Below are 20,807 nucleotides of genomic sequence, written 5' to 3' on the forward strand. Positions count from 1 at the left end.
GCAAGCGGCAGCATGGCGTCACCTCGTCGGCCGTCACGGCCACGCCGCGCGGGTTGCGGTGCAACAATACGTGGAGACGCCGATGTCCTACTTCGAACATATTCCCGAGATCCGTTATGAAGGCCCGCAATCGGACAACCCGCTTGCGTACCGTCACTACGACAAGAGCCGGAAGGTGCTCGGCAAGACGCTCGAAGAACATCTGCGTATCGCCGTGTGCTACTGGCACACGTTCGTGTGGCCCGGTGTCGATATCTTCGGTCAGGGCACGTTCCGGCGGTCGTGGCAGCAACCCGGCGACGCGATGGAGCGAGCGCTGCAAAAGGCCGACGCCGCGTTCGAATTCTTCTCGAAGCTCGGCACCCCCTACTACACGTTCCACGATACCGACGTCGCCCCCGAAGGCGCGAGCGTGAAGGAATACAGCGAGAACTTCCTGCGCGTGGCCGACTACCTCGGGCGCAAGCAGCAGGATACCGGTATCAGGCTGCTGTGGGGCACCGCGAATCTGTTTTCGCATCCGCGTTACGCGGCCGGCGCCGCGACCAATCCGAATCCGGAGATCTTCGCGTTCGCCGCGACCCAGGTGCGTCATGCGCTCGACGCGACGCTGCGCCTCGGCGGCGAAAACTACGTGTTGTGGGGCGGCCGCGAAGGCTACGACACGCTGCTCAACACCAACCTGGTCCGTGAGCGCGAGCAGCTTGCGCGCTTTCTGCACATGGTGGTCGACCACAAGCACAAGATCGGCTTCAAGGGCGCGCTGCTGATCGAGCCCAAGCCGCAGGAGCCGACCAAGCATCAATACGATTACGACGTCGCGACCGTGCACGGCTTCCTGCTGCAGCATGGTCTCGACAAGGAGATTCGCGTGAACATCGAGGCGAATCACGCGACGCTCGCGGGCCACTCGTTCCATCACGAGATTGCGACCGCGTTTGCGCTCGGCATCTTCGGCAGTGTCGATGCCAATCGCGGCGATCCGCAAAACGGCTGGGACACCGATCAATTCCCCAATAGCGTCGAGGAACTGACGCTCGCGTTCTACGAGATTCTGTGCCACGGCGGCTTCACGACCGGCGGCATGAACTTCGATTCGAAGGTGCGGCGCCAGAGCGTCGATGCCGAAGACCTGTTTCACGGCCACATCGGCGCGATCGACAACCTCGCGCTCGGTCTCGAACGCGCGGCGGTGCTGGTCGAGAACGAGCGCCTCGAGCAGTTCAAGCGGCAACGCTACGCGGGCTGGGATGGCGAGTTCGGCCGCAAGATCCTGTCCGGCGACTATTCGCTCTCCGCACTCGCGGCGGACACGCTCTCGCGCGATCTGAATCCGCAGCATGTGAGCGGCCAGCAGGAACACATGGAAAACATCGTCAATCAGGCGATTTATAGCGGACGTTGAATAACGATCGCGCGGCCACGTCGACCGCGCGCACCAGCAAGCTGTGGGTTTTGCTTGTCCGAGTCTGCGGCTCGCAGCGCAGACCGATAGACCCGGTATTCCGGATATCACTACACGAAGGAGACAGAAATGAAGTTCGCAATGCGCCGTAACGTACTGGGTTCGCTGCTATGCGGCGCGGTACTCGCCAGCCTGTCGCTCGCCGCGCCGCTCGCGCACGCCAGCAAGGATCATCCGGAAATTGGCTTCTGTATCGACGATCTGCGCGTCGAACGCTGGTCGCGCGATCGCGACTATTTCGTCGCCGCGGCGGAAAAGCTCGGCGCGAAGGTATCGGTGCAATCGGCCGATGCGAGCGAGGAGCGTCAGATCTCGCAGATCGAAAACCTGATCTCGCGCGGCGTCGACGTCATCGTGATCGTGCCGTTCAACTCGAAGACGCTCGGCAACGTGGTCGCCGAAGCACGCAAGGCGGGCATCAAGGTCGTGTCGTATGACCGCCTGATTCTCGATGCCGATATCGACGCCTATATCTCGTTCGACAACGAGAAGGTCGGTGAAATGCAGGCGCAGGGCGTCTACGACGTGCGGCCGAAGGGCAACTACTTCCTGCTCGGCGGCGCGCCGACCGACAACAACGCCAAGATGCTGCGCCAGGGCCAGCTGAAGGTCCTGCAACCGGCGATCGACAAGGGTGACATCAAGGTGGTCGGCCAGCAGTGGGTGCCGGAGTGGAGCGCATCGACGGCGCTGCGCATCATGGAAGACGCGCTGACCGCGAACAACAACAAGATCGACGCCGTCGTCGCGTCGAATGACGGCACCGCCGGCGGCGCGATCCAGGCGCTCGCCGCACAGGGCCTCGCCGGCAAGGTACCGATCTCGGGTCAGGATGCCGACCTCGCAGCCGTCAAGCGCGTCGCGGCAGGCACGCAGACCATGACGGTCTACAAGCCGCTGAAGCTGATCGCGGGTGAAGCCGCGAAGCTGTCGGTCGCGCTCGCCAAGGGTGAGAAGCCGGCGTTCAACGCGCAATACGACAACGGCAAGAAGAAGGTCGATACGGTGCTGCTGCAGCCGACCAAGCTGACCAAGGCCAACCTCGACATCGTCGTGAAGGACGGCTTCTACACGCAGGATCAGCTCGCGAGCAAATAACACGGAGACGGGCTTGATGTGAACGCCACGCTCCCGGGTCATCGCGCCCGGGAGCGTGGACGTACATCGGCTCACCTCGCAGCGAGGCATAGCGAATGACGCAACCTCTTCTGACGATGCGCGGCATCGTCAAAGCATTTTCCGGCGTGAAGGCGCTCGACGGCATCGATCTGACCGTATCGCCGGGCGAATGCGTGGGCCTGTGCGGCGAAAACGGCGCAGGCAAATCGACGCTGATGAAAGTGCTGTCCGGCGTGTATCCGCACGGTACCTGGGATGGCGAAATAACGTGGGAAGGCGAGACGCTGAAGGCCGCGAGCGTGCGCGACACGGAGCGCGCGGGCATCATCATCATCCACCAGGAACTGATGCTCGTGCCGGAGCTGTCGGTCGCGGAGAACATCTTTCTCGGCAATGAAATCACGTTGCCGGGTGGGCGCATGAATTACGCGGCGATGTATCAGCGCGCCGACGAACTGCTGCGCGAACTCGGCATCAGCGGCATCAACGCCGCGCAGCCGGTGATGAACTACGGCGGTGGCCATCAGCAGTTGATCGAAATCGCAAAGGCGCTGAACAAGCGCGCGAAGCTGCTGATTCTCGACGAGCCGTCGTCGTCGCTGACCGCCTCCGAAATCGCGATTCTGCTCGACATCGTGCGCGATCTGAAGCGGCGCGGCATCGCTTGCGTGTACATCTCGCACAAGCTCGACGAAGTCGCGGCGGTCTGCGACACGATCAGCGTGATTCGCGACGGCCGCCATGTCGCGACCGAGCCGATGCACGCGTTGACGACCGACCGCATCATCTCGCTGATGGTCGGCCGCGAGATCAAGAACCTGTTTCCGCGTGAGCCGCATCCGATCGGCGACGTGATCTTCGAAGCACGCAACGTCACCTGTTTCGACGTGACGAATCCGCGCCGCAAGCGCGTCGACGATGTCTCGTTCACGTTGCGGCGCGGCGAAATTCTCGGCGTCGCCGGGCTGGTCGGCGCGGGCCGCACCGAGCTGATGCAGGCGATTTTCGGCGCTTATGCGGGTATCAGCGAGGCGAGCGTCGTGCTTGACGGCAAGCCGTTGAAGATTCGCGCACCGATCGACGCGATTCGCGCCGGCATCGCGATGGTGCCCGAGGACCGCAAGCGTCACGGCATCGTGCCGGGCTTGAGCGTCGGCCATAACATCACGCTTGCCGTGTTGCAGCGTTTCGCATCGGGCGGACGCATCGATTCGGCGGCCGAACTCGACACGATTCATACGGAAATGAAGCGACTGTCGGTGCGCGCCGCGAATCCGATGCTGTCGATTGCCAGTCTGTCGGGCGGTAATCAGCAGAAAGCGGTGCTCACGCGCATGCTGCTGACCAACCCGACGGTGCTGATCCTCGACGAACCGACACGCGGTGTCGACGTCGGCGCGAAATACGAAATCTACAAGCTGATCTTTCAGCTGGCGCAGCGTGGCATGTCGATCGTGATGGTGTCGTCCGAATTGCCGGAAGTGCTCGGCATCAGCGACCGTGTGCTCGTGATCGGCGAGGGCGAGTTGCGCGGCGACTTCGCCAACGACGGTCTCACGCAGGAAGACATACTCGGCGCCGCGATCCGTCCCGTGCACCTATCTTCGAACCCAACCGCAGCGAGTGCCGCATGACTCCCGACGTAACTTCCCAACGCACCGACAACGCCGCGCCGCGAGGCGCGTTCGGCGGCACGCAACGGATCCAGCAACTGTTCGCGCGCTACAAGATTCTGGCGCTGCTCATTGCCGTTGCGGTGATCTGGATTTTCTTTTCGGCGCTCACGCACGGCGCGTTCGTCACGCCGCGCAATCTGTCGAATCTGCTGCGGCAGATGTCGATTACCGGCATGCTCGCGTGCGGCATGGTGTTCGTGATCATCGCGGGCGAGATCGATCTGTCGGTCGGTTCGCTGCTCGGTCTGCTCGGCGGCGTCGCGGCGATTCTCGACGTGAACCGGCACTGGCCGATCGGCGTGACGATTCCGATCGTGTTGCTGCTCGGCATCGCGGTCGGCATGTTCAACGGCTGGTGGTCGACCTATCGGCGCGTGCCTTCGTTTATCGTCGGGCTCGGCGGCATGCTCGCGTATCGCGGCATCCTGCTCGGCATTACAGGCGGGTCGACGATCGCGCCGGTGTCGGACAGCTTCGTGTTCGTCGGCCAGGGCTATCTGCCCCGGCTCGCCGGTGACACGCTCGCCGTCGTGCTGTTCGTGCTGTTGGCGTTCCTGACGATCCGCCAGCGCGCGAATCGGCAGCGCTATCAGCTGCGCGTCGTGCCGTTCTGGCAGGACGTCGCGAAGGTGATCGGCGCGGGCGCGATTCTCGCCGGCTTCGTTGCGATGCTCGACAACTACGGTGGTATTCCGGTGCCGGTGTTGCTGCTGCTCGCGCTGCTCGGCATCTTCACGTGGATCGCGACGCAGACCGTGTTCGGACGCCGCATCTACGCGGTCGGCTCGAACCTCGAAGCGACGCGGCTCTCGGGTGTCAACACCGACCGGGTGAAGCTCGCGATCTTCGCGCTGATGGGGCTGATGTGCGCATTCGCCGGCATCGTCAACACCGCGCGACTCGCGGCCGGTTCGCCGTCGGCGGGCTCGATGGGCGAACTCGACGCGATCGCCGCCTGCTTTATCGGCGGCACCTCGATGCGTGGCGGCTCCGGCACCGTGTACGGCGCGCTGATCGGCGCGCTCGTGATGGCGAGCCTCGACAACGGCATGTCGATGCTCGACGTCGACGCGTACTGGCAGATGATCGTGAAGGGCGGCATCCTCGTGCTGGCGGTGTGGATCGACGTGGTGTCGGGTTCGAACCGCCGTTGATCTGATCGATCGCCTGATCGATTCGGGCGCAAGCGCTGTGTGCCGGCGGTGACTCCCGCCGGCGCACAGCTGGCCCCGCACCGCCGGTCGCGCCGCCGGCCGCGTTCCCGGCAGTTAATGAAGCACCCCACGGCTTTCCCCCGCTGCATTCCCTCCCCGTCTTTCCTCGCCGCACGGCCGCTTGAGCGTCGCGCGCGCATTTAAGTCTCCCGCTCGGCTATCCGTCTTATTACTATTCGCAGACAAAGACGGATGCATCGGCGCTGTCGCCGCTTTCCAATAATCGAGCCAGCCGTGCGAGCCATGCCATGTTGACGCGCAGAACCTTCCTGCTTGGCGGCGCCAGCGCATTGGGCGGGCTGCTGGTCGGCTGGGCCGTGGTGCCGCCGCGGCAACGCCTGACCACCTCGACGCCGCTGCCGACGCAAGGCTCGGAGATTGCGCTGAACGGCTGGGTCAAGATCGACGCCGACAACCACGTGACGATCATGATGCCCAAGGCCGAAATGGGCCAGGGCATCCACACCGGTCTCGCGATGGTGCTCGCCGAAGAGCTCGACGCCGACTGGTCGCAGGTGCGAGTCGAAGAGTCGCCGATCGACCGGATCTACAACGCCGTGCAGAGCGTCACGGACGATCTGCCGTTTCGCCCCGACGACGACAGCTACGTCAAGCAAGGCATCGTGTGGATCACGCGCAAGGCGGTGCGCGAGGTCGGCACGATGATGACGGGCGGTTCGTCGAGCATGAACGACCTGTGGGTGCCGATGCGCGAGGCCGGTGCGTCGGCGCGCGTGATGCTGATCGGCGCGGCGGCCGAGCGCTGGGATGTGCCGGTCCGCGAATGCCGCGCGGAAAAGGGCTATGTGGTGCATCCATGGGGGCACAAGGCGTCGTTCGGCGAGTTGTCGTCGATGGCGGCACGCCAGCCGCTGCCGCGCAGCGTCGTGCTGAAGCAGGCCGGCGACTTCAAGCTGATCGGCCAGCCCGTGCGGCGCATCGAGGCCGCGTCGAAAATCGACGGCGCGGCGCGCTTCGGCATCGACGTGCTGCCCAACGGTTTGCTGTATGCGGGCGTGGTGATGTGCCCGACGCTCGGCGGCACGGTCGCGCATTTCGACGCGACGCCCGCGCAGAAAATGCCGGGTTTCATCAAGGCGTTCGCCGTGCCGCCGTATGCGGGCGGCACCGGCGGGGTGGCCGTGATCGCGGACAACGCGTTTCGCGCGATGAACGCCGTCGAGGCGATCAAGGTGATCTGGCACGACGGCGCGGCCGCGAAGGTGAGGAGCACGGACGTGGACCGCCAGCTCGTCGACGCGCTCGACGACACCGACGGTCACGTGTATTACCACGTCGGCAACGTCGACAACGCGATGAGCCGCGCGAAGAGCAGGATCGAATCGGTGTATCACGCGCCTTATCTCGCGCATGGCGCGGTCGAGCCGCTGAACTGCACGGTGCAATTCGCGGACGGCGCGGCGACCGTGTGGGTATCGACGCAAATGCCGGCGCTGGCGCGGCACCATGCGGCGAAAGCACTTGGCATCGACACGGATCTCGTCGACGTGCAGACGCAGTTGTTGGGCGGCGCGTTCGGGCGTCGCCTCGAACTCGATTTCATCGCGCAGGCCGCGGCGATCGCGCGCGAGGCCGATGGCCGTCCGGTGCAAACGATCTGGTCGCGCGCGCAGGACTTCACCCACGATTTCTACCGGCCCGCTTGCGTGGCGTGGCTGCAAGCCGGCTTCGACGAGCACGGCAAGCTGGTCGCGTGGCACGCGAAGTCGGCGGGGCAGGCGATCGTGCCGGACGCGCTGGCGCGGTACTACGGCGTACCGCACATCCCGATCGACAAGACCACCTGCGAAGGCGCGTTCGATCAACCGTACGAGTGGCCGGCCGCGCGCGTGTCGCACAAGATCGTCGAATTGCCGGTGCCAATCGGCTTCTGGCGTTCGGTGGGTCACTCGCATCAGGCATTCTTCACCGAGAGCTTCACCGATGAAGCGGCCGTGGCGGCAGGTCAGGACCCGATCGCGTTTCGGGCGATGCTGCTCGCGCAGCATCCGCGGCATCTGGCGGTTCTGAAGCGGGTCGAGGCCATCTCGGAGTGGGGGCGCCCGCTCAAACCCGCCGCCGATGGCGCGCGTTGCGCGCGTGGCGTCGCGTTGCACGAGGCGTTCGGCAGCGTCGTCGCGCAGGTCGCGGAGGTGTCGATCGGGGCGAACAAGCAGATTCGCGTGCATCGCGTCGTGTGCGTGATCGATTGCGGCTTGCCGGTGAATCCGAACCTGATCCGTCAGCAGATGGAAGGCGGCATCGTGTTCGGGCTGTCCAGCGCATTGCAGAACGAGATCACGATCTGCAATGGCCAGGTGCAACAGAAGAACTTCGTGGATTTTCCGGTCGTGCGGATGAACGTGTGCCCGGCCATCGAAGTCGACATCATGCCGAGCCAGCTGCATCCGCAAGGCGTCGGCGAACCGGGCGTGCCGCCGGTTGCGCCGGCGGTGGCCAATGCGGTGTTCGCGCTGACGGGGCAACGTTTGAAGACGCTGCCGCTGCGGCTCGCATGAGGGCTGGCGCGACGATTCAGGAGGCAGGCATGGCGGTACTGAATATCAACGGACGCAAGGTGCAGGTCGACGCCGAGCCGGACATGCCGCTGCTATGGGTGCTGCGCTGCGACCTCGGCATGACCGGCACGAAGTTCGGCTGCGGCGTGGGCATTTGCGGCGCGTGCACGATCAATCTCGATGACGCCGCGGCCTTTGCCTGTCAGACGCTGATGTCGAGCCTGCATACGCAGAAGATTACGACGATCGAGGGCTTGCAGGGACGCGAGGCGCAGGCGCTGAAGGCCGCGTGGATCGAACTCGATGTGGTGCAGTGCGGTTATTGCCAGAGCGCGCAATTGATGGCGGCTTGCGCACTGCTGAAGCACAAGCCAGATCCTACCGATGCTGATATAGACGAAGCGATGACGCCAGTGGTGTGCCGTTGCGGCACGTACCCGCGGGTGCGGGCGGCGATACATCTGGCGGCGGCAAAGGCCCGGAAGAGCTGAGCGAGTCTTCCGGGCCGCCGTCAGTCCAACTCAATTCGCAAACATTTCGATCACCGCAATCAGGACCGTGAAGATACCGATGCATCCGCCCAACGTGACTGCACCCTGCATGAATGGCGACATACGAGACCCCGTAGCGTGTAGTGGTGTCACGTATTTAACCTGAGCAGAAAGCAAAAAGAAAGCTTCTCAAAAATAATTTGTAAGGCTCGTCGATCACCGCACGATCACGGTGATTTGGCAGTCCCGGCCGTCGATGCTCCCGGCTTCGCTGTCGTCCTGTCAGCGACTGGCGTCGCCTTCAGTTGTGGGTGCGTTTCGCCCGGCGTGGCCTGTCCGCCAACTTCCCAGCCACCGCCAAGCGACAGGAACAGATTGACCTGATCCACCGCCACCTGGCCCTCCGCCGTCGCAAGCTGCGACTTCGCGGCCGTCAGCGTGCGCGTCGCGTCGAGGTCGGAGATGAACGACTCGCGGCCCGCGAGATAGAGCCGATGCGTTTCATCGGCCGATTGCGCCGCCGACTTCAGCGCCGCCCGCAGCGAGTCGGCACGTGCGTAGTCGGACGCATAGGTCGCGAGATTGGTCTCGGTTTCGCGCAGCGCGGTCAGCACGACGCCGTCGAACTTCGCGAGCGCAGCCTGGCTCGACGCCTCCGCTTCATGCACCCTTTGGCGGGCGCCGTTGGTCGGGAAGTTCCAGTTGATCAGCGGACCGAAGGCCCAACGCGCGGTCGGTATCGTGGGAATGTCTTCGAGAACGCCGGTGTAGCCCGCCGATGCGCCGATGCTGATGCTCGGGTAGAGCGCCCCGGTCGCGACGCCGATGCGCGCCGTCGACGCCGCCAGCTGACGCTCGGCTTCGTGCACGTCGGGGCGGCGGCGCAGCAGCGCGGCGCCGTCGCCGATCGGAATCGGCTGGTGGATTTGCGGCAGGCGGTCGCAGGCCAGCACGGCCGGCGGCAGTTGCGACGGCGATTCTGCGAGCAGCATCGCGAGACGGTATTGCGCGATCTTGCGGCGCGCGGTGTAGCGCGGAATGTCGGCCGTCAGGGTCTCGACCTGGGTCTGGCCGCTCGTGACCGCGGTCTGATTGCCGCGGCCGGCGTCGCGCAGACGGCGCGACACGTCCACTCGCTCCTTCTGCAACGCGAGCGATTGCTGCGCGATACGCAACTCGTCGGCCGCCGAGCATTGCTCGACGTACGAGCGCACCACGTCCGCCACGACGGTGATGCGCGCGAGGTCGGCCGCGGCTTCCACGGCCTCGGTGTCCGCCGCCGCCGCTTCGACGCCGCGGCGCAGCTTGCCGAACAGATCGAATTCGTACGAGACGTTGATGCCCATGTCACCGAGGTTGGCGACCGGTATTTTCTCGAACAGCAGGAACTGCTCGGCCGATTCCTGTGCGCGCTCGATCGACACCGACGCGTTGCCCGAGAAACCGCCCTGCGCTTGCGCTACGCCTAGCGCCTCGCGCGAGCGCGCGAGATTCGCGGCCGCGACGCGCAGGTCGGTATTCGATTTCAGCGCCTGGTCGACCAGACTATTCAGCACCGGATCGTCGTACAGCTTCCACCAGACGGTCGGAAGGTTGAGTGTCGACGTTAGCCTGGGATCGGCGCCCTCGAGCGGTCCGTTCGCCAGTGGCGCGTTGACGATCGCCTGCTTCGGCAGCGTGTAGTTCGGGCCGACGTTGATACAAGCGTTCAGCGCGACGGTGAGCGGCAACAACGGCAGCAGTGGCAGCAGCGGCAAGCGCGGCGCCAGTGCGGACAGGGTACGCACGAACTTCATTGCGATGCGCCCGACGCTGCGGCAGCCGAAGCCACGGATGAACCCGGCGCCACCGGCGCGGCCGAAGCCGGAACCGTGCCCGACGCCGCGCCCGTACCCGACACGGCCCGCGTCCTGACCGGCGACAGATCACGCACCGCCACCGTCGCGGTACGTCCCGCGATCAGGCGGAAGTCAGCGGGCACTTCATCGAGCGCGACACGCACTGGAATGCGCTGCGCGAGCCGCACCCAGCTGAACGCCGGATTCACGTTCGGCAGCAGATTCGCGCTCTGCGTGCGGTCGCGGTCTTCGATACCGGCGACGATGCTCTGCACGTGCCCGCGCAGCGGCTTCGGCTCGCCCATCACGGTGATATCGACCGGCTGGCCGATGTCGATGCCGCGCAGCTTGGTTTCCTCGAAGTAGCCGTCGACGCGGAACGAATGCATGTCGACCACCGCCACCACCGCGCGGCCGGCCGCAACGAATTCGCCGGCGCGCGGCGCGCGGTCGTTCAGATAGCCGTCGACCGGGCTTTTGATCGTCGAGCGCTCGAGGTTCAGCTTCGCGGTATCGATCGCAACGTTCGCATCGGCGAGCGCCGCTTCGCCGGCTTCGACGCGCGAGCGGCTTTCTTCGAGCACTTCGGCAGCGACGAGGTTGCCGAGCTGACGGTTGCGCGCGTACTCGCGACGCGCCTGATCGAGCGTGGCGCGGCGCTGTTGCGCGGTTGCCTCGGCCTGACGCAATGCGAGCGTGTAGCGCGCCTGGTCGATCTCGAACAGCACCTGGCCCTGCTTGACCTGCTGGTTGTCCACGACCTCGACCGAGGAAATCAGTCCGGACACATCGGGTGCAACCTGGATCACGTCGGCGCGCACGTGCCCGTCGCGGGTCCACGGCGCGAACATGTAGTAGTCGACGAGTTTCCACAGCACCACTGCTGCGACCGCCACGACGATCAGGGTCAGCAGGATCTGACCGACGGAGAACCAGGTTTTTTTCACGTTATTAGTCTGTGCGAAACGACAACGACAAGGCCCAGCACCAGCACATAGATGCCGAGATCGAAGATGGAGCGATGCCAGACGAAGCGGTAAAAGCCGACGTAGTCCAGCACGGTGCGAATGCCGAGGTTGATCAGATACGCGATCAACATCAGGACCAGCACGGCCGGCACGAACACGCCGAAGATATCGATTTCACCGATCATCGCGGGAACTGGGCAAGGGGTGGAACGGGTTGCGGAAACGGGCGCACGAACGGATACATCATGCGGCGGCCTCCGGTTCGGTCGGCGTCGGTTTCGTGAGGGTCGCCGGAAACAGCGAAAGACGCAAGCCGACCAGCGCGTGCAGCGCATCGCGCAACTGGCGCGCCGAAGTCTGCGACGTCTCCGTGGGGGCCGCGGCGTTGGCGAGGCCCTGCGCGGTGATGCGCGCGACCGCCACGTCGATCAACGACATCAGGCTGTCCGGCACCGGCTCGCGGCGGCGTCGGGCGACGCAGCTCTCGTAGTATGTATGCACTCCATCGAGCACCGGGTCGATCGCGGCGGGCGCTTCGCCGCCGAGCTTGCGCGTGAGGCGGCGCAGATCGAGCGCGTTGAACGCGATGCGCAGGTCGCGGAAGCTCTCGATCGACGGATGGCGGTGATCGTCGGTGGCGGCGAGGCGCGGGATCAACTGCATCAGCCGGTCGAGCATGCGCGCGGCGAGGTTGCGCGGGTCTTCGATCGGCCGCGTCGAGGCAGTCAGCGCGACGTCGGCCCAGCTCGAGCGCAACAGGCGCGCCGCGGCGAGCTCGGCGCCGAACGGACGTGTCACGCGGGTCCACAGGTACGCGTACAACAGACCCGAGAGGCCCGCGAGATTGGCGTTCATGAAGGTCAGGAAGTTCGCGTCGTACGCGTCCTGAATGCTGATGAAAGTGGCCGTGTTCACCGCGACCAGCACCGTCACCATGTTGAACTGCGGGCGCGGAATCAGCGTGCCGACCAGAATGAACGGCGCCGAGAACAGGATGACCAGCATCGGGAAGTCGTGCACCTTCGGCAGCACGACGAACAGGTAGAGACCCGCGGCCACCACGGCGACGGCAGTCGCGACGAAGAAGCGGAACACGAATGGCGCGGGCTCGTCGAGCGCGGCGAAGAAGCAGCAGGCGACCGCCGCGAGCGTGACCGCGCTCGCGCCGTCGTTCCAGCCCGAGCTGATCCACAGCACGCACGCGAGCACCACGGCGAGGCCCGCCGACATGGTCGCGAACAGCATCATGCCGCGATCGTAGAAGCGCTCCGTGCCGCCGAGCCGCCAGTGACGAAAATGTGGCCGCCACGACCCTTCTTCGCGCGTGATGATGATGCGCAGCGAGCGGCAGTCCTGCCACACGTCGATCACTTGCCCCAGGCGCCACAGCGCATTCGACAGCAGCGCGCCGTCCCAATGCGTGAGTGCGGCGGCGGGCGGGCGCATCGCGGCGATGCGCGCGCGCAGCGCGTTGGCGGTTTCGTCCGCGTGGTAGCCCTCGCGCGGCGCGGGGAGGGGCTGGTTGAACCACTTGATCGCGTCGTCGATCAGCGTCTGGAGTCCCTCGGGCCAGTGTTGGGGGCCGTTGTTGTAGAGCGCGACCAGCGGATCGGCGAGCGACGACATGATCGGCAGCAGCAACTGCATGCGGCCGCGTAGTTCGTGCGCGCGCCCGAGTACGTCGGGCCGCGTGTGATCGTAGGCGAGCTGGCTCAGCAGCAGTTCGAGACCATTGATCGTGATCGCGAGCCGTTGCCGCGCGCCGGAAATCGCCGCGCTGGCCATGCGGCCCGACAGCGTTTCGGTCGCGTAGAACGCGGCGTCGCGAAACCATGCGTCGGTGCGCTCGATGATCGTCGGCGCGAGCCGGCTCGGAAACACCGCGCTGCCGACGACGCTCGCGCAGATGATGCCGAGCAGGATCTCCTCGGTCCGGCTCACGGCGAGATCGAAGATGCCGGTCGGATTCGTCACCGATGGCAGCGCGATGATCGGCATCGTATAGGCGGCCAGCATGAACACGTAGCTGCGCGCGGTGCGGTCCGCTACCGCGAGATAGAGCATCGTGCCGGTCCACGTCGCGACGATCACGCTGAACAGGTAAGGCGATTCGACGAACGGCGGCACCAGCAGCACCGCGCCCGACGCGCCGAGCACGGTACCCAGCGCACGATAGATCGCCTTCGAGCGGGTCGCGCCGACGAACGGATTCGACACGATGTAGACGGTGGCCATCGCCCAATAGGGCCGCTGCAGTTCGCCTGCGAGGCCAATGTAAAGCGCGAGCATGGCCGCGGCGAACGTCTTGACGGAGAACAGCCAGTCGCGGAGAGTGGGGTAGACCATAAACCGTTAAGCGGAATCGGCGTTGCGCGGCGAAGTGGCTCGCGCGCCGCGTTTGGTGGACTTGCGCGCCTTGACGGTGCCTCGCGGTTTGCTGGCTGCTTTAGTCGCGGTCTTGCCGCTCGCCGGTTTGACTTTGCTTGCAGGCGCCGCGCGTTTGGCGGGTTCTCGCTTCGCCGGCGAAGTGCGCTTGGTCGGCGCGCGTCTGGGGGATTCCGGGCGCGCCGGCTGGGCGCGCTCTCCCGCTTCTTCGCGTTCGGCGGCATCGGTCGTGAATGCGTCGAGCACGCGCAGCGCGGCTTCGAGATCGTCGCGCGATACGCCTTTGAGCGCCTGCGCGCGCAGCGTGACCAGTTCCTCTTCCATCTTCGCGGTGACGGCGCGGCCCTCGTCGGTCAGTGCGACGGTTTTCGCGCGACGGTCCTCGGGATCTTCGTCACGGCGCATCAGGCCGGCCGCGCACAACTGATCGAGCAGCCGCACGAGCGATGGCCCCTCGATGCCGATGTGATCGGCGAGCGTGACCTGGCGCACCGCCGAGCCGAGCCGGCTCGCGGTTAGAAGCGGCGTCGCGCACGCTTCGGAGACGTTGAAGGCCGCGAGCACGCCATGACTCGTGCGCCGCCACTTTCTGGCGGCGACGACCAGCGTGCTGCTGACGGTGCGGCGCAGGGCATCGAGATTCGACATGGCCGGTATTGTATTTCCAAAATATTCGTTAGCAAACTATTGATTTGGAAATTCTTGCCGAACCGGTGGAGTCTGCGGCGCGAATGCGACAGTGGCGTTAAAGCGGCGGTGAGGTGAGCTTACAGATCCGTTGCAGGTGCGATGCGCCGCGTTTCAAGAGGTGTTTTGATGCGCTTTGTCTACCTGATTCACTCGATTTACGCGACCAGCCCGATTCGCACCGTGCGCGCCAGATCGTCGAGCTGGAACGGCTTGCGCAGGATCGTGCAATGCTCGACCGCGAGATCGGCAATGTCGACGTCCGCATAACCGGTCGCGAGGATCACCGGCAGATCGGCGCGCAGCTTGCGCGCCGCGGCGATCACGTCGATGCCGTTCATGCCCGGCATCGCGAAGTCGACCATCAGCAGATCGGGGTGGTCGTCGGCCAAACGGTCGAGGCCGGCCTGGCCGTCGGCGGCCTCGGTCACCGTATAGCCGAGCATACGCAACGATTCAACGAGCATCGCGCGCACTTCGCTGTCGTCCTCGACAACGAGCACGCGCTTGTCGCCGACCGCGTTCGCCTCCGCGTCGGTCTCGGCTTCGCCGCGCGTCGCCACGCGCTCGCGCAACGGCAGCCAGATCTGCACCTTGGTGCCGGCACCTTCTTCGCTGAAGATGCGCGCGGCGCCGCCCGCCTGCCTCGCGATGCCGTACACCTGGCTCAGACCGAGCCCCGTGCCCTTGCCGACCGGCTTGGTCGTGAAGAACGGATCGAAGACGCGCGACACGATGTCGTGCGGAATGCCCTCACCGGTATCGGCGACTTCGATCACGACGTAGCGGCCGTGCGTCAGGGTCGGGTCGGGCGCATCGCGGGCGCTCACGTGAATGTCGAGGCGGCCGCCGGTCGGCATCGCGTCGCGGGCGTTGATCGCCAGATTGAGCACCGCGAGCTCGAGCTGGTTCGCGTCGGCCTGGGTCCACATTTCGTTACGCTCGAAGTCGTTGTCATAGCGGATGCCCGAGCCGAGCGACACCGCGATGATGTCGCGCATCCCTTGCAGCAGGGCGACCACGTCGATCGCTTTCAGATTCGGGTTGCTGTTGCGCGAAAAGGTCAGCAACTGGCCGGTCAGTTTCGCGCCGCGCTCGGTCGCGCGCTTGACGGTCGCCGCCATGCCACGCAGGCGCTCGTCGCCGCTCACGCGCGCGATCAGCTCCGCGTTGACCATGATCACGTTCAGCAGGTTGTTGAAGTCGTGCGCGATGCCGCCCGTCAGCTGCCCGAGCGCTTCCATCTTCTGCGCTTGCACGAGCACGGCCTGCACCTTCGCGCGTTCGTGGATCTCGGCCATCAGCCGGTCGTTGGCCGACGCGAGTTCATACGTGCGCGCCGCGATGCGACTCTCCAGCGAATCGTTCAGCTGCTCCAGCGCGTTCTGCGCCTCGATGCGCTCGGCAAGCAGCCGGCGCGATTCGTACTGCCGCCCGCGAGCCCGCAACGACGACGCGACCGCGCGCCGCAACGTGTCCGAATTGAGCGGGCGTTCGAGCACCACCACGTTGCCGAGCCGTTCGAGCACGTCGAGCCCGCGCGCGGATCGATGACCGATGCTGCGCGCGGCGAGCAGGATGAACGGGAAGTCGGACCATGCGGGCTGGCGGGCGAGCCATGCAAAGAGACCCGAGCCGTGGCCGTTCGCGAGCGCTTCCTCGGTCAGCAGCGCGGTGCCCGCGCCGACGTCGAGCTCGGTGGTGAGCGCGTCGGCATCGACGCACCTCACGCAGGCGCGCGCGTCGTTGTGCAGCACAGCGGTGATCACTTCGGCGTCGCGGCCGAACGGTGCGAGGATGAGGACACGCTGCTCCATCGCTCACCGTCCTGACGTATCGATCAGACTGTTCGTCGAGCCGAGCATCGCGGTATTGCCCCGATACGCGGGCAGGCCCGACAACACGCCTTCGAAGTCACGCAGCGCTTCGCCGATCTCGAGACCTTCGGCGCCGAGGCGGAACTGGCGGATCGTGCGTTCATGGTCGTTCGCGCGGCTCTTCACGGCGGTCACCGCGGTCAGCACTTCGCCGTGATGCTCGAAATAGCGGTACAGCACGACCACGTCGCTGAGATAACTGATGTCGACCTCGGTTTGCACTTCGCCGATGATGCCGTGTTGCCCGAGGACGAGCATCGTCACCACGCCCTGTTGATTCAGATAGCCGAGCAGCTCGTGCATGTGCAGCAGCAGATAGCGCTCGCCGGGCATGGCCTGCAGATAGGCGTTCAGGCTGTCCACCGCGATGTAGCGCACGCCTTCGTTTTCGACTGCATTGCGTACATCGCTCGACAGTTCACCCGGCGAGATTTCCGCGGGATCGATCTGGCGCAGCGTCAGCAGACCGCTTTCGAGGTGCGGCGCGAGATCCATGCCGAGCGTCGCGCAGCGCGTGATCAGCGTGCTGAGCGTTTCGTCGAATACGTAGTACGCGCAACGCTCGCCGCGTTCGAGCGCGGCAAGCAGGCACGACACGACGGTGGTGGTTTTGCCGACACCAGACGGGCCGATGATCAGCGAATTCGTGCCGGGGACGAGGCCACCGCCGAGCAGCGCGTCGAGACCTGGGGTGCCGGTGCTTCTGGGCTTCGTGTCGAATACGCGGTGATGCTCGGCGGCGACCAGACGTGGATAGACGCGCAGCCCGCCGGTATTCAGCGTGAAGTCGTGATAGCCCTCGCGGAACTTGATGCCGCGCATCTTCGCGATGCGCAGACGGCGGCGGTTGCCGCCGAAATCGTGGGCGATGTTGTCGAGGCTGATCACGCCGTGCACGATGCTGTGAAGCTGAATGCCGGAGGCGCCGGCCGATGTGTCGTCGAGCAGCAGCACCGTGCACTCGCGCGTGGAGAAATGATGCTTGAGCGCGAGAATCTGCCGACGGTAGCGCAACGGGTTCTCCGCCAGCAAACGCAGTTCGGACAGGCTGTCGAGCACGACGCGCGCGGGCTTCAGTTCGTCGACGTGCTGGATCACGTTGCGCACGCTTTCGCCGAGTTCGACTTCGGCCGGGTGCAGCACGGTCTGTTCGTATTGCGGATCGAGCCCTTCTTCGGGCAACTGTTCGAGTATCGTGAAACGGCTCAGATCCCAGCCGTGGCTCGCCCCGATCGCCAGCAGTTCAGCGCGTGTTTCCGACAACGCGATGTAGAGGCCGGTCTGCCCATCTTCGAGACCGTCGAGTAAGAATTGCAACGCCAGGGTGGTTTTGCCCGTGCCCGGCTCACCCTCCACGAGATACATGCGGTTCGGCGTGAGACCGCCACCGAGGATGTCGTCGATTCCTTCGATGCCCGACGACAGGCGGGCGGGAGTAGGGGCGGCGGTAGTGGTCGACATGATGTTTGAAATGACGTCGGCAGGGGTTTTCATCGGAAAGGGCGCGATATAGCGGCAGATACGGCGCCACGCAATTTGTGTGCCGCTCTGGGTCGCCCGAGTGCTCGCTGATTGCGCGCATGGGCATGAAGCGTGCTGTTGGATGCAAAGCTTGCTGCGAGCTTTTTCGGTAGAACTTTGAGAGCTTCATCACCCACGACATGACTACCTATCGACTCTCCGCTATCGCGCTGGCCGCGGCGTCGCTCGTTGCGCTGCTGCCGGGCAGCGCATCCGCCGACGATAGCCCCCGACCTTGCGCCGCGCTCAAACGGATCGTGGCCGCGGCGCCGGACGGCTTTACCTCTCTCACACCCGACGACGCCAAAGGCGTCGCGCAGCCCTATGGCGACGATGCGCAATGTTCAGCCGCGCATCGCAGTTTCCAGTGCACATGGACGCCGCATCAGGCGGCGGGCTCGAACGTGGATGCAGTGGAAGCGGTCGCGGCCGACATCGCGTCGTGCCTTCCCGATGCGACGCACGACCAGAATTCGCCGGGACGGCAGCACTTTTATCTCGGCGCGAAGGATCGGCGGACCGAGATCACGCTGACGCCGGACGGGGCCAATCGCTTGCGGCTCGTGGTGTCGGGCAGGTAGGCGGCCGTTCCAGTCAGACGGTGGCGGCCGGCCACCATGTCCAGCCGCGTCGCGAGTGGCGTAATTCGACGACCGACAGCGGTGCGATCTCGATGCGGCAGAACACGGCTGGCGATGCGCCGAGCGCATGGACGATCGCCGCTCGCAGCAGCGGCGCGTGGGTAATGGCGACGATGCTTCGACCGTGCGCCGGGGCTCCGAAGGTGGCTTCGTTGACGGCATTGCATGAATGCGCGTTGGCCTGCTGCGCGTCGAGCCAGTCTCCAATGCGTCGAACCAGTTCACCGAATGATTCGCCGCCGGGCGGCGCGGCGTCGGGCTCGCGTGTCCAGGCGGCGAGTTGGTGGGGCGCCTGGTCGGCGATCTCCGCGAGGCGCTGGCCGCGCCACTGGCCGTAGTCGATATCGGCCAAGGCGTCGGCCGGTGTTGCGCTCAGGCCTAGCGCCGCCGCGGTCTCGCGCGCGCAGACCGCAGGGCTGGTGAACACGGTGGCGTCGGCCGGGAGCGCGAGACGCGTGCGCGCCGCTTCGGCTTCGGCGCGGCCGCGCGCGTCGAGCGGATCGTCGGCGGGGAAGCGGCCCGCACGCTGCGCGGCCGTTGCCGCATGGCTCACCAGTAATAGTCGCGTATCCATTCCTTGCCTTTGCGCCGTAGCCCTCGGCGCTACGGAAGCCGCAGTTTAGCGCGTAGAATAACGGGGCTGCGAAGCACGGAAGCCGGTGAGAGCCCGGCGCGGTCGCGCCACTGTAATCGGCATTGCAATCTACAAAAGCCGAAAGCCAGACCTGAGCTTCGCACTATTCCTCTGCAATCGACTATCGGGGCGCGTTACCCCAGGAGATGTCCATCATGACCGAAGCTGTCTTCGATCCCGCCGCGCAACCCGCGGCCCAGCCCACTCCCATTCCTTTGCGCGAACTGCTGCCGTGGGTCGTGTTCGGCGGTTTGTTGCTGTTGCTCGCGCTTTACTTCGTTGGTGCGGAACAGGGCGCCACGTCGCTCGTGCCCGGCATGTACGTGCATGAGTTTGTGCACGACGGCCGCCATCTGCTCGGCTTCCCCTGCCACTGACGGAGTTCGACATGGTTGGCAAATTGTTGGTGCGCGGGATGCTCGCGGGCATCGTCGCGGGCTTGCTCACGTTCGCGTTCGCGCGAATCGTCGGCGAACCGCACGTCGATCAGGCCATTTCATTCGAAGAAAAGGCGGCCGCCGCGCGCGGCGAAGCACCCGAGCCGGAAATCGTGAGCCGCGAGACGCAGGCGGGCCTCGGCCTGCTGACGGGCGTGGTCGCCTATGGCGCGGCATTCGGCGGTCTGTTCTCGCTGGTGTTTGCGTATGCCTATGGACGCGCGGGCGCATTGAGCGTGCGCGCATTGTCCGCGTGGCTCGCGCTCGGCGCTTTCATCGCGCTCGTGATCGTGCCGAATCTCAAGTATCCGGCCAATCCGCCATCGGTCGGCGATCCGGAGACGATCGGCGCGCGCACGGGCCTGTTCTTTCTGATGATCGCGATCTCGCTTGCGACGATGGTGTTTTCGCTGAAGGTACGCCGTCGCGCGGTGGCGAAGCTGGGCGCGTGGAACGGTTCGATCGTCGCGGCACTCGTGTACGTCGCGATCATCGCGGCAGTGCAACTGTCGATGCCGGTCATCAACGAAGTGCCGGCTGCGTTCCCGGCCGTGCTGCTGTGGAAGTTCCGCGTCGCGGCGATCGGCATGCAGGTGATCATGTGGACGACGATCGGGCTGCTGTTCGGCGCGATGGTCGAGCGCAGCGCTTTTCTGCGTACGAATGCGCGTGTGACGATGAAGTCCGCCTGAATATGAGGGGTACGTGCGGCCGCGCAAGCGGCCGCGTTTCGCGCGCAACGCGCGAGAACGGTTTTGTATCAAGTACTTGGCGCGGTTGTGGAGCAGTTATCCACAGGCTTGCGAACATTTTCTGTGGAAAAGATGCTGGGTTCTCGATCGGCTCGACGAGTGGGCGAGTTCCATCGGAGGACTAACTAATTGAAGTTGGTGCACGTCGGTGCTCAATTTTTAAGCTCTTCAACTTTTTAGAATAAATTGCGAAAAGGGTGTTGACGGAACGCAGGCGGCTCTCCATAATCTCGTTTCTCTGCTGCAGACGCAGCGACGCAAACGAAGCGGTGCCGGGTAGTCAGGTGCTGCGCAGTGCGCGGATCGATCTTTAAAAACTAACAGCCGATAAGTGTGGGCGCTTGATGCGGAATGCAGCGGCGGATTCTCCGGAATCTGTCGTCAAGCAAAAGTATCAGAAGCCTCACACAGTAATGAAAGGAAGGTTTTTCCATCGAGAGATGGTTGAACACTTCGTCAGTACGTTGAGTGAGCGACCGGTTCGAAAGAACCGAAAACAGTAACAGGTTTGAACTGAAGAGTTTGATCCTGGCTCAGATTGAACGCTGGCGGCATGCCTTACACATGCAAGTCGAACGGCAGC

The 20,807-nt window shown here is 65.0% G+C and carries 17 protein-coding genes and 1 rRNA gene; 10 read left to right on the plus strand and 8 right to left on the minus strand.

The window, feature by feature from the left end:
• Nucleotides 1-82: 82 nt before the first annotated feature.
• The 6 genes from xylA to CI15_RS16730 all read left to right on the plus strand — a co-directional run bounded on the left by xylA (nt 83) and on the right by CI15_RS16730 (nt 8,484).
• Nucleotides 83-1,405, plus strand: a complete 1,323-nt coding sequence (gene xylA / locus CI15_RS16705) for a xylose isomerase (RefSeq protein WP_062129449.1) — start codon at nt 83-85, stop codon at nt 1,403-1,405.
• Between the two features lie 129 nt (nt 1,406-1,534).
• The gene (xylF, locus tag CI15_RS16710; RefSeq protein WP_062129450.1) at nt 1,535-2,563 is read left to right on the plus strand and encodes a D-xylose ABC transporter substrate-binding protein; all 1,029 of its coding nucleotides are present in this window, start codon (nt 1,535-1,537) and stop codon (nt 2,561-2,563) included.
• Between the two features lie 95 nt (nt 2,564-2,658).
• The gene (gene xylG, locus CI15_RS16715; RefSeq protein ID WP_062129451.1) at nt 2,659-4,218 is read left to right on the plus strand and encodes a D-xylose ABC transporter ATP-binding protein; all 1,560 of its coding nucleotides are present in this window, start codon (nt 2,659-2,661) and stop codon (nt 4,216-4,218) included.
• Nucleotides 4,215-5,414 (plus strand): sugar ABC transporter permease, encoded by a 1,200-nt coding sequence (locus CI15_RS16720; RefSeq protein ID WP_062129452.1) that lies wholly within the window; start codon nt 4,215-4,217, stop codon nt 5,412-5,414. Before xylG ends, CI15_RS16720 begins: the two co-directional genes overlap by 4 nt.
• A gap of 308 nt (nt 5,415-5,722) precedes the next feature.
• Nucleotides 5,723-7,993, plus strand: coding sequence for a xanthine dehydrogenase family protein molybdopterin-binding subunit (locus tag CI15_RS16725; RefSeq protein WP_062129453.1), 2,271 nt, complete (start codon nt 5,723-5,725; stop codon nt 7,991-7,993).
• Between the two features lie 29 nt (nt 7,994-8,022).
• Nucleotides 8,023-8,484, plus strand: coding sequence for a (2Fe-2S)-binding protein (locus CI15_RS16730; protein ID WP_062129454.1), 462 nt, complete (start codon nt 8,023-8,025; stop codon nt 8,482-8,484).
• Between the two features lie 227 nt (nt 8,485-8,711).
• Here CI15_RS16730 and CI15_RS16735 read toward each other — a convergent pair whose 3' ends face one another.
• The 7 genes from CI15_RS16735 to CI15_RS16765 all read right to left on the minus strand — a co-directional run bounded on the left by CI15_RS16735 (nt 8,712) and on the right by CI15_RS16765 (nt 17,700).
• Nucleotides 8,712-10,280 carry an efflux transporter outer membrane subunit gene (locus CI15_RS16735; protein WP_062129455.1) on the minus strand — a complete coding sequence of 523 codons (1,569 nt, stop codon included), beginning with the start codon at nt 10,278-10,280 and terminating at the stop codon, nt 8,712-8,714.
• Nucleotides 10,277-11,269 (minus strand): efflux RND transporter periplasmic adaptor subunit, encoded by a 993-nt coding sequence (locus tag CI15_RS16740; protein WP_062129456.1) that lies wholly within the window; start codon nt 11,267-11,269, stop codon nt 10,277-10,279. The genes CI15_RS16735 and CI15_RS16740 overlap by 4 nt, the downstream gene beginning before the upstream one ends.
• The gene (locus tag CI15_RS16745) at nt 11,266-11,475 is read right to left on the minus strand and encodes a DUF1656 domain-containing protein (protein ID WP_062129457.1); all 210 of its coding nucleotides are present in this window, start codon (nt 11,473-11,475) and stop codon (nt 11,266-11,268) included. The genes CI15_RS16740 and CI15_RS16745 overlap by 4 nt, the downstream gene beginning before the upstream one ends.
• Before the next feature lie 58 nt (nt 11,476-11,533).
• Nucleotides 11,534-13,636 (minus strand): FUSC family protein, encoded by a 2,103-nt coding sequence (locus tag CI15_RS16750; RefSeq protein WP_062129458.1) that lies wholly within the window; start codon nt 13,634-13,636, stop codon nt 11,534-11,536.
• Between the two features lie 6 nt (nt 13,637-13,642).
• Nucleotides 13,643-14,323 (minus strand): MarR family winged helix-turn-helix transcriptional regulator, encoded by a 681-nt coding sequence (locus CI15_RS16755; RefSeq protein ID WP_062129459.1) that lies wholly within the window; start codon nt 14,321-14,323, stop codon nt 13,643-13,645.
• 197 nt (nt 14,324-14,520) lie between these two features.
• Nucleotides 14,521-16,179, minus strand: a complete 1,659-nt coding sequence (locus CI15_RS16760) for an ATP-binding protein (RefSeq protein WP_062129460.1) — start codon at nt 16,177-16,179, stop codon at nt 14,521-14,523.
• A 3-nt stretch (nt 16,180-16,182) separates the two neighbouring features.
• Nucleotides 16,183-17,700, minus strand: coding sequence for an ATPase domain-containing protein (locus tag CI15_RS16765; protein ID WP_062129466.1), 1,518 nt, complete (start codon nt 17,698-17,700; stop codon nt 16,183-16,185).
• Between the two features lie 200 nt (nt 17,701-17,900).
• Here CI15_RS16765 and CI15_RS16770 point away from each other — a divergent pair, with 200 nt between their 5' ends.
• Complete coding sequence (locus CI15_RS16770; protein ID WP_062129461.1) at nt 17,901-18,341, plus strand: hypothetical protein; 441 nt, start codon at nt 17,901-17,903, stop codon at nt 18,339-18,341.
• A gap of 13 nt (nt 18,342-18,354) precedes the next feature.
• Here CI15_RS16770 and CI15_RS16775 read toward each other — a convergent pair whose 3' ends face one another.
• The gene (locus CI15_RS16775; RefSeq protein WP_062129462.1) at nt 18,355-18,975 is read right to left on the minus strand and encodes a histidine phosphatase family protein; all 621 of its coding nucleotides are present in this window, start codon (nt 18,973-18,975) and stop codon (nt 18,355-18,357) included.
• A gap of 215 nt (nt 18,976-19,190) precedes the next feature.
• Here CI15_RS16775 and CI15_RS16780 point away from each other — a divergent pair, with 215 nt between their 5' ends.
• The 3 genes from CI15_RS16780 to CI15_RS16790 form a co-directional block, all read left to right on the plus strand.
• Nucleotides 19,191-19,412, plus strand: a complete 222-nt coding sequence (locus tag CI15_RS16780; RefSeq protein WP_062129463.1) for a CbtB domain-containing protein — start codon at nt 19,191-19,193, stop codon at nt 19,410-19,412.
• An 11-nt stretch (nt 19,413-19,423) separates the two neighbouring features.
• Nucleotides 19,424-20,164, plus strand: a complete 741-nt coding sequence (locus tag CI15_RS16785; protein WP_062129464.1) for a CbtA family protein — start codon at nt 19,424-19,426, stop codon at nt 20,162-20,164.
• A 570-nt stretch (nt 20,165-20,734) separates the two neighbouring features.
• Nucleotides 20,735-20,807: ribosomal RNA gene (locus tag CI15_RS16790) — 16S ribosomal RNA — on the plus strand; the annotation flags it as partial.

The organism is Paraburkholderia monticola, assembly GCF_001580545.1.
In the GTDB taxonomy this organism is placed as follows: Bacteria; Pseudomonadota; Gammaproteobacteria; order Burkholderiales; family Burkholderiaceae; genus Paraburkholderia; species Paraburkholderia monticola.

Bases quoted from the DNA above. Each gene is read 5' to 3' on its own strand.
- CI15_RS16780 (WP_062129463.1), top strand. From the start codon at position 19,191: ATGACCGAAGCTGTCTTCGATCCCGCCGCGCAACCCGCGGCCCAGCCC.
- xylF (WP_062129450.1), top strand. From the start codon at position 1,535: ATGAAGTTCGCAATGCGCCGTAACGTACTGGGTTCGCTGCTATGCGGC.
- CI15_RS16770 (WP_062129461.1), top strand. From the start codon at position 17,901: ATGACTACCTATCGACTCTCCGCTATCGCGCTGGCCGCGGCGTCGCTC.
- CI15_RS16745 (WP_062129457.1), bottom strand. From the start codon at position 11,475: ATGATCGGTGAAATCGATATCTTCGGCGTGTTCGTGCCGGCCGTGCTG.
- CI15_RS16785 (WP_062129464.1), top strand. From the start codon at position 19,424: ATGGTTGGCAAATTGTTGGTGCGCGGGATGCTCGCGGGCATCGTCGCG.
- CI15_RS16755 (WP_062129459.1), bottom strand. From the start codon at position 14,323: ATGTCGAATCTCGATGCCCTGCGCCGCACCGTCAGCAGCACGCTGGTC.
- CI15_RS16765 (WP_062129466.1), bottom strand. From the start codon at position 17,700: ATGTCGACCACTACCGCCGCCCCTACTCCCGCCCGCCTGTCGTCGGGC.
- CI15_RS16750 (WP_062129458.1), bottom strand. From the start codon at position 13,636: ATGGTCTACCCCACTCTCCGCGACTGGCTGTTCTCCGTCAAGACGTTC.
- CI15_RS16775 (WP_062129462.1), bottom strand. From the start codon at position 18,975: ATGGATACGCGACTATTACTGGTGAGCCATGCGGCAACGGCCGCGCAG.
- CI15_RS16735 (WP_062129455.1), bottom strand. From the start codon at position 10,280: ATGAAGTTCGTGCGTACCCTGTCCGCACTGGCGCCGCGCTTGCCGCTG.
- CI15_RS16760 (WP_062129460.1), bottom strand. From the start codon at position 16,179: ATGGAGCAGCGTGTCCTCATCCTCGCACCGTTCGGCCGCGACGCCGAA.
- xylG (WP_062129451.1), top strand. From the start codon at position 2,659: ATGACGCAACCTCTTCTGACGATGCGCGGCATCGTCAAAGCATTTTCC.
- CI15_RS16730 (WP_062129454.1), top strand. From the start codon at position 8,023: ATGGCGGTACTGAATATCAACGGACGCAAGGTGCAGGTCGACGCCGAG.
- xylA (WP_062129449.1), top strand. From the start codon at position 83: ATGTCCTACTTCGAACATATTCCCGAGATCCGTTATGAAGGCCCGCAA.
- CI15_RS16725 (WP_062129453.1), top strand. From the start codon at position 5,723: ATGTTGACGCGCAGAACCTTCCTGCTTGGCGGCGCCAGCGCATTGGGC.
- CI15_RS16720 (WP_062129452.1), top strand. From the start codon at position 4,215: ATGACTCCCGACGTAACTTCCCAACGCACCGACAACGCCGCGCCGCGA.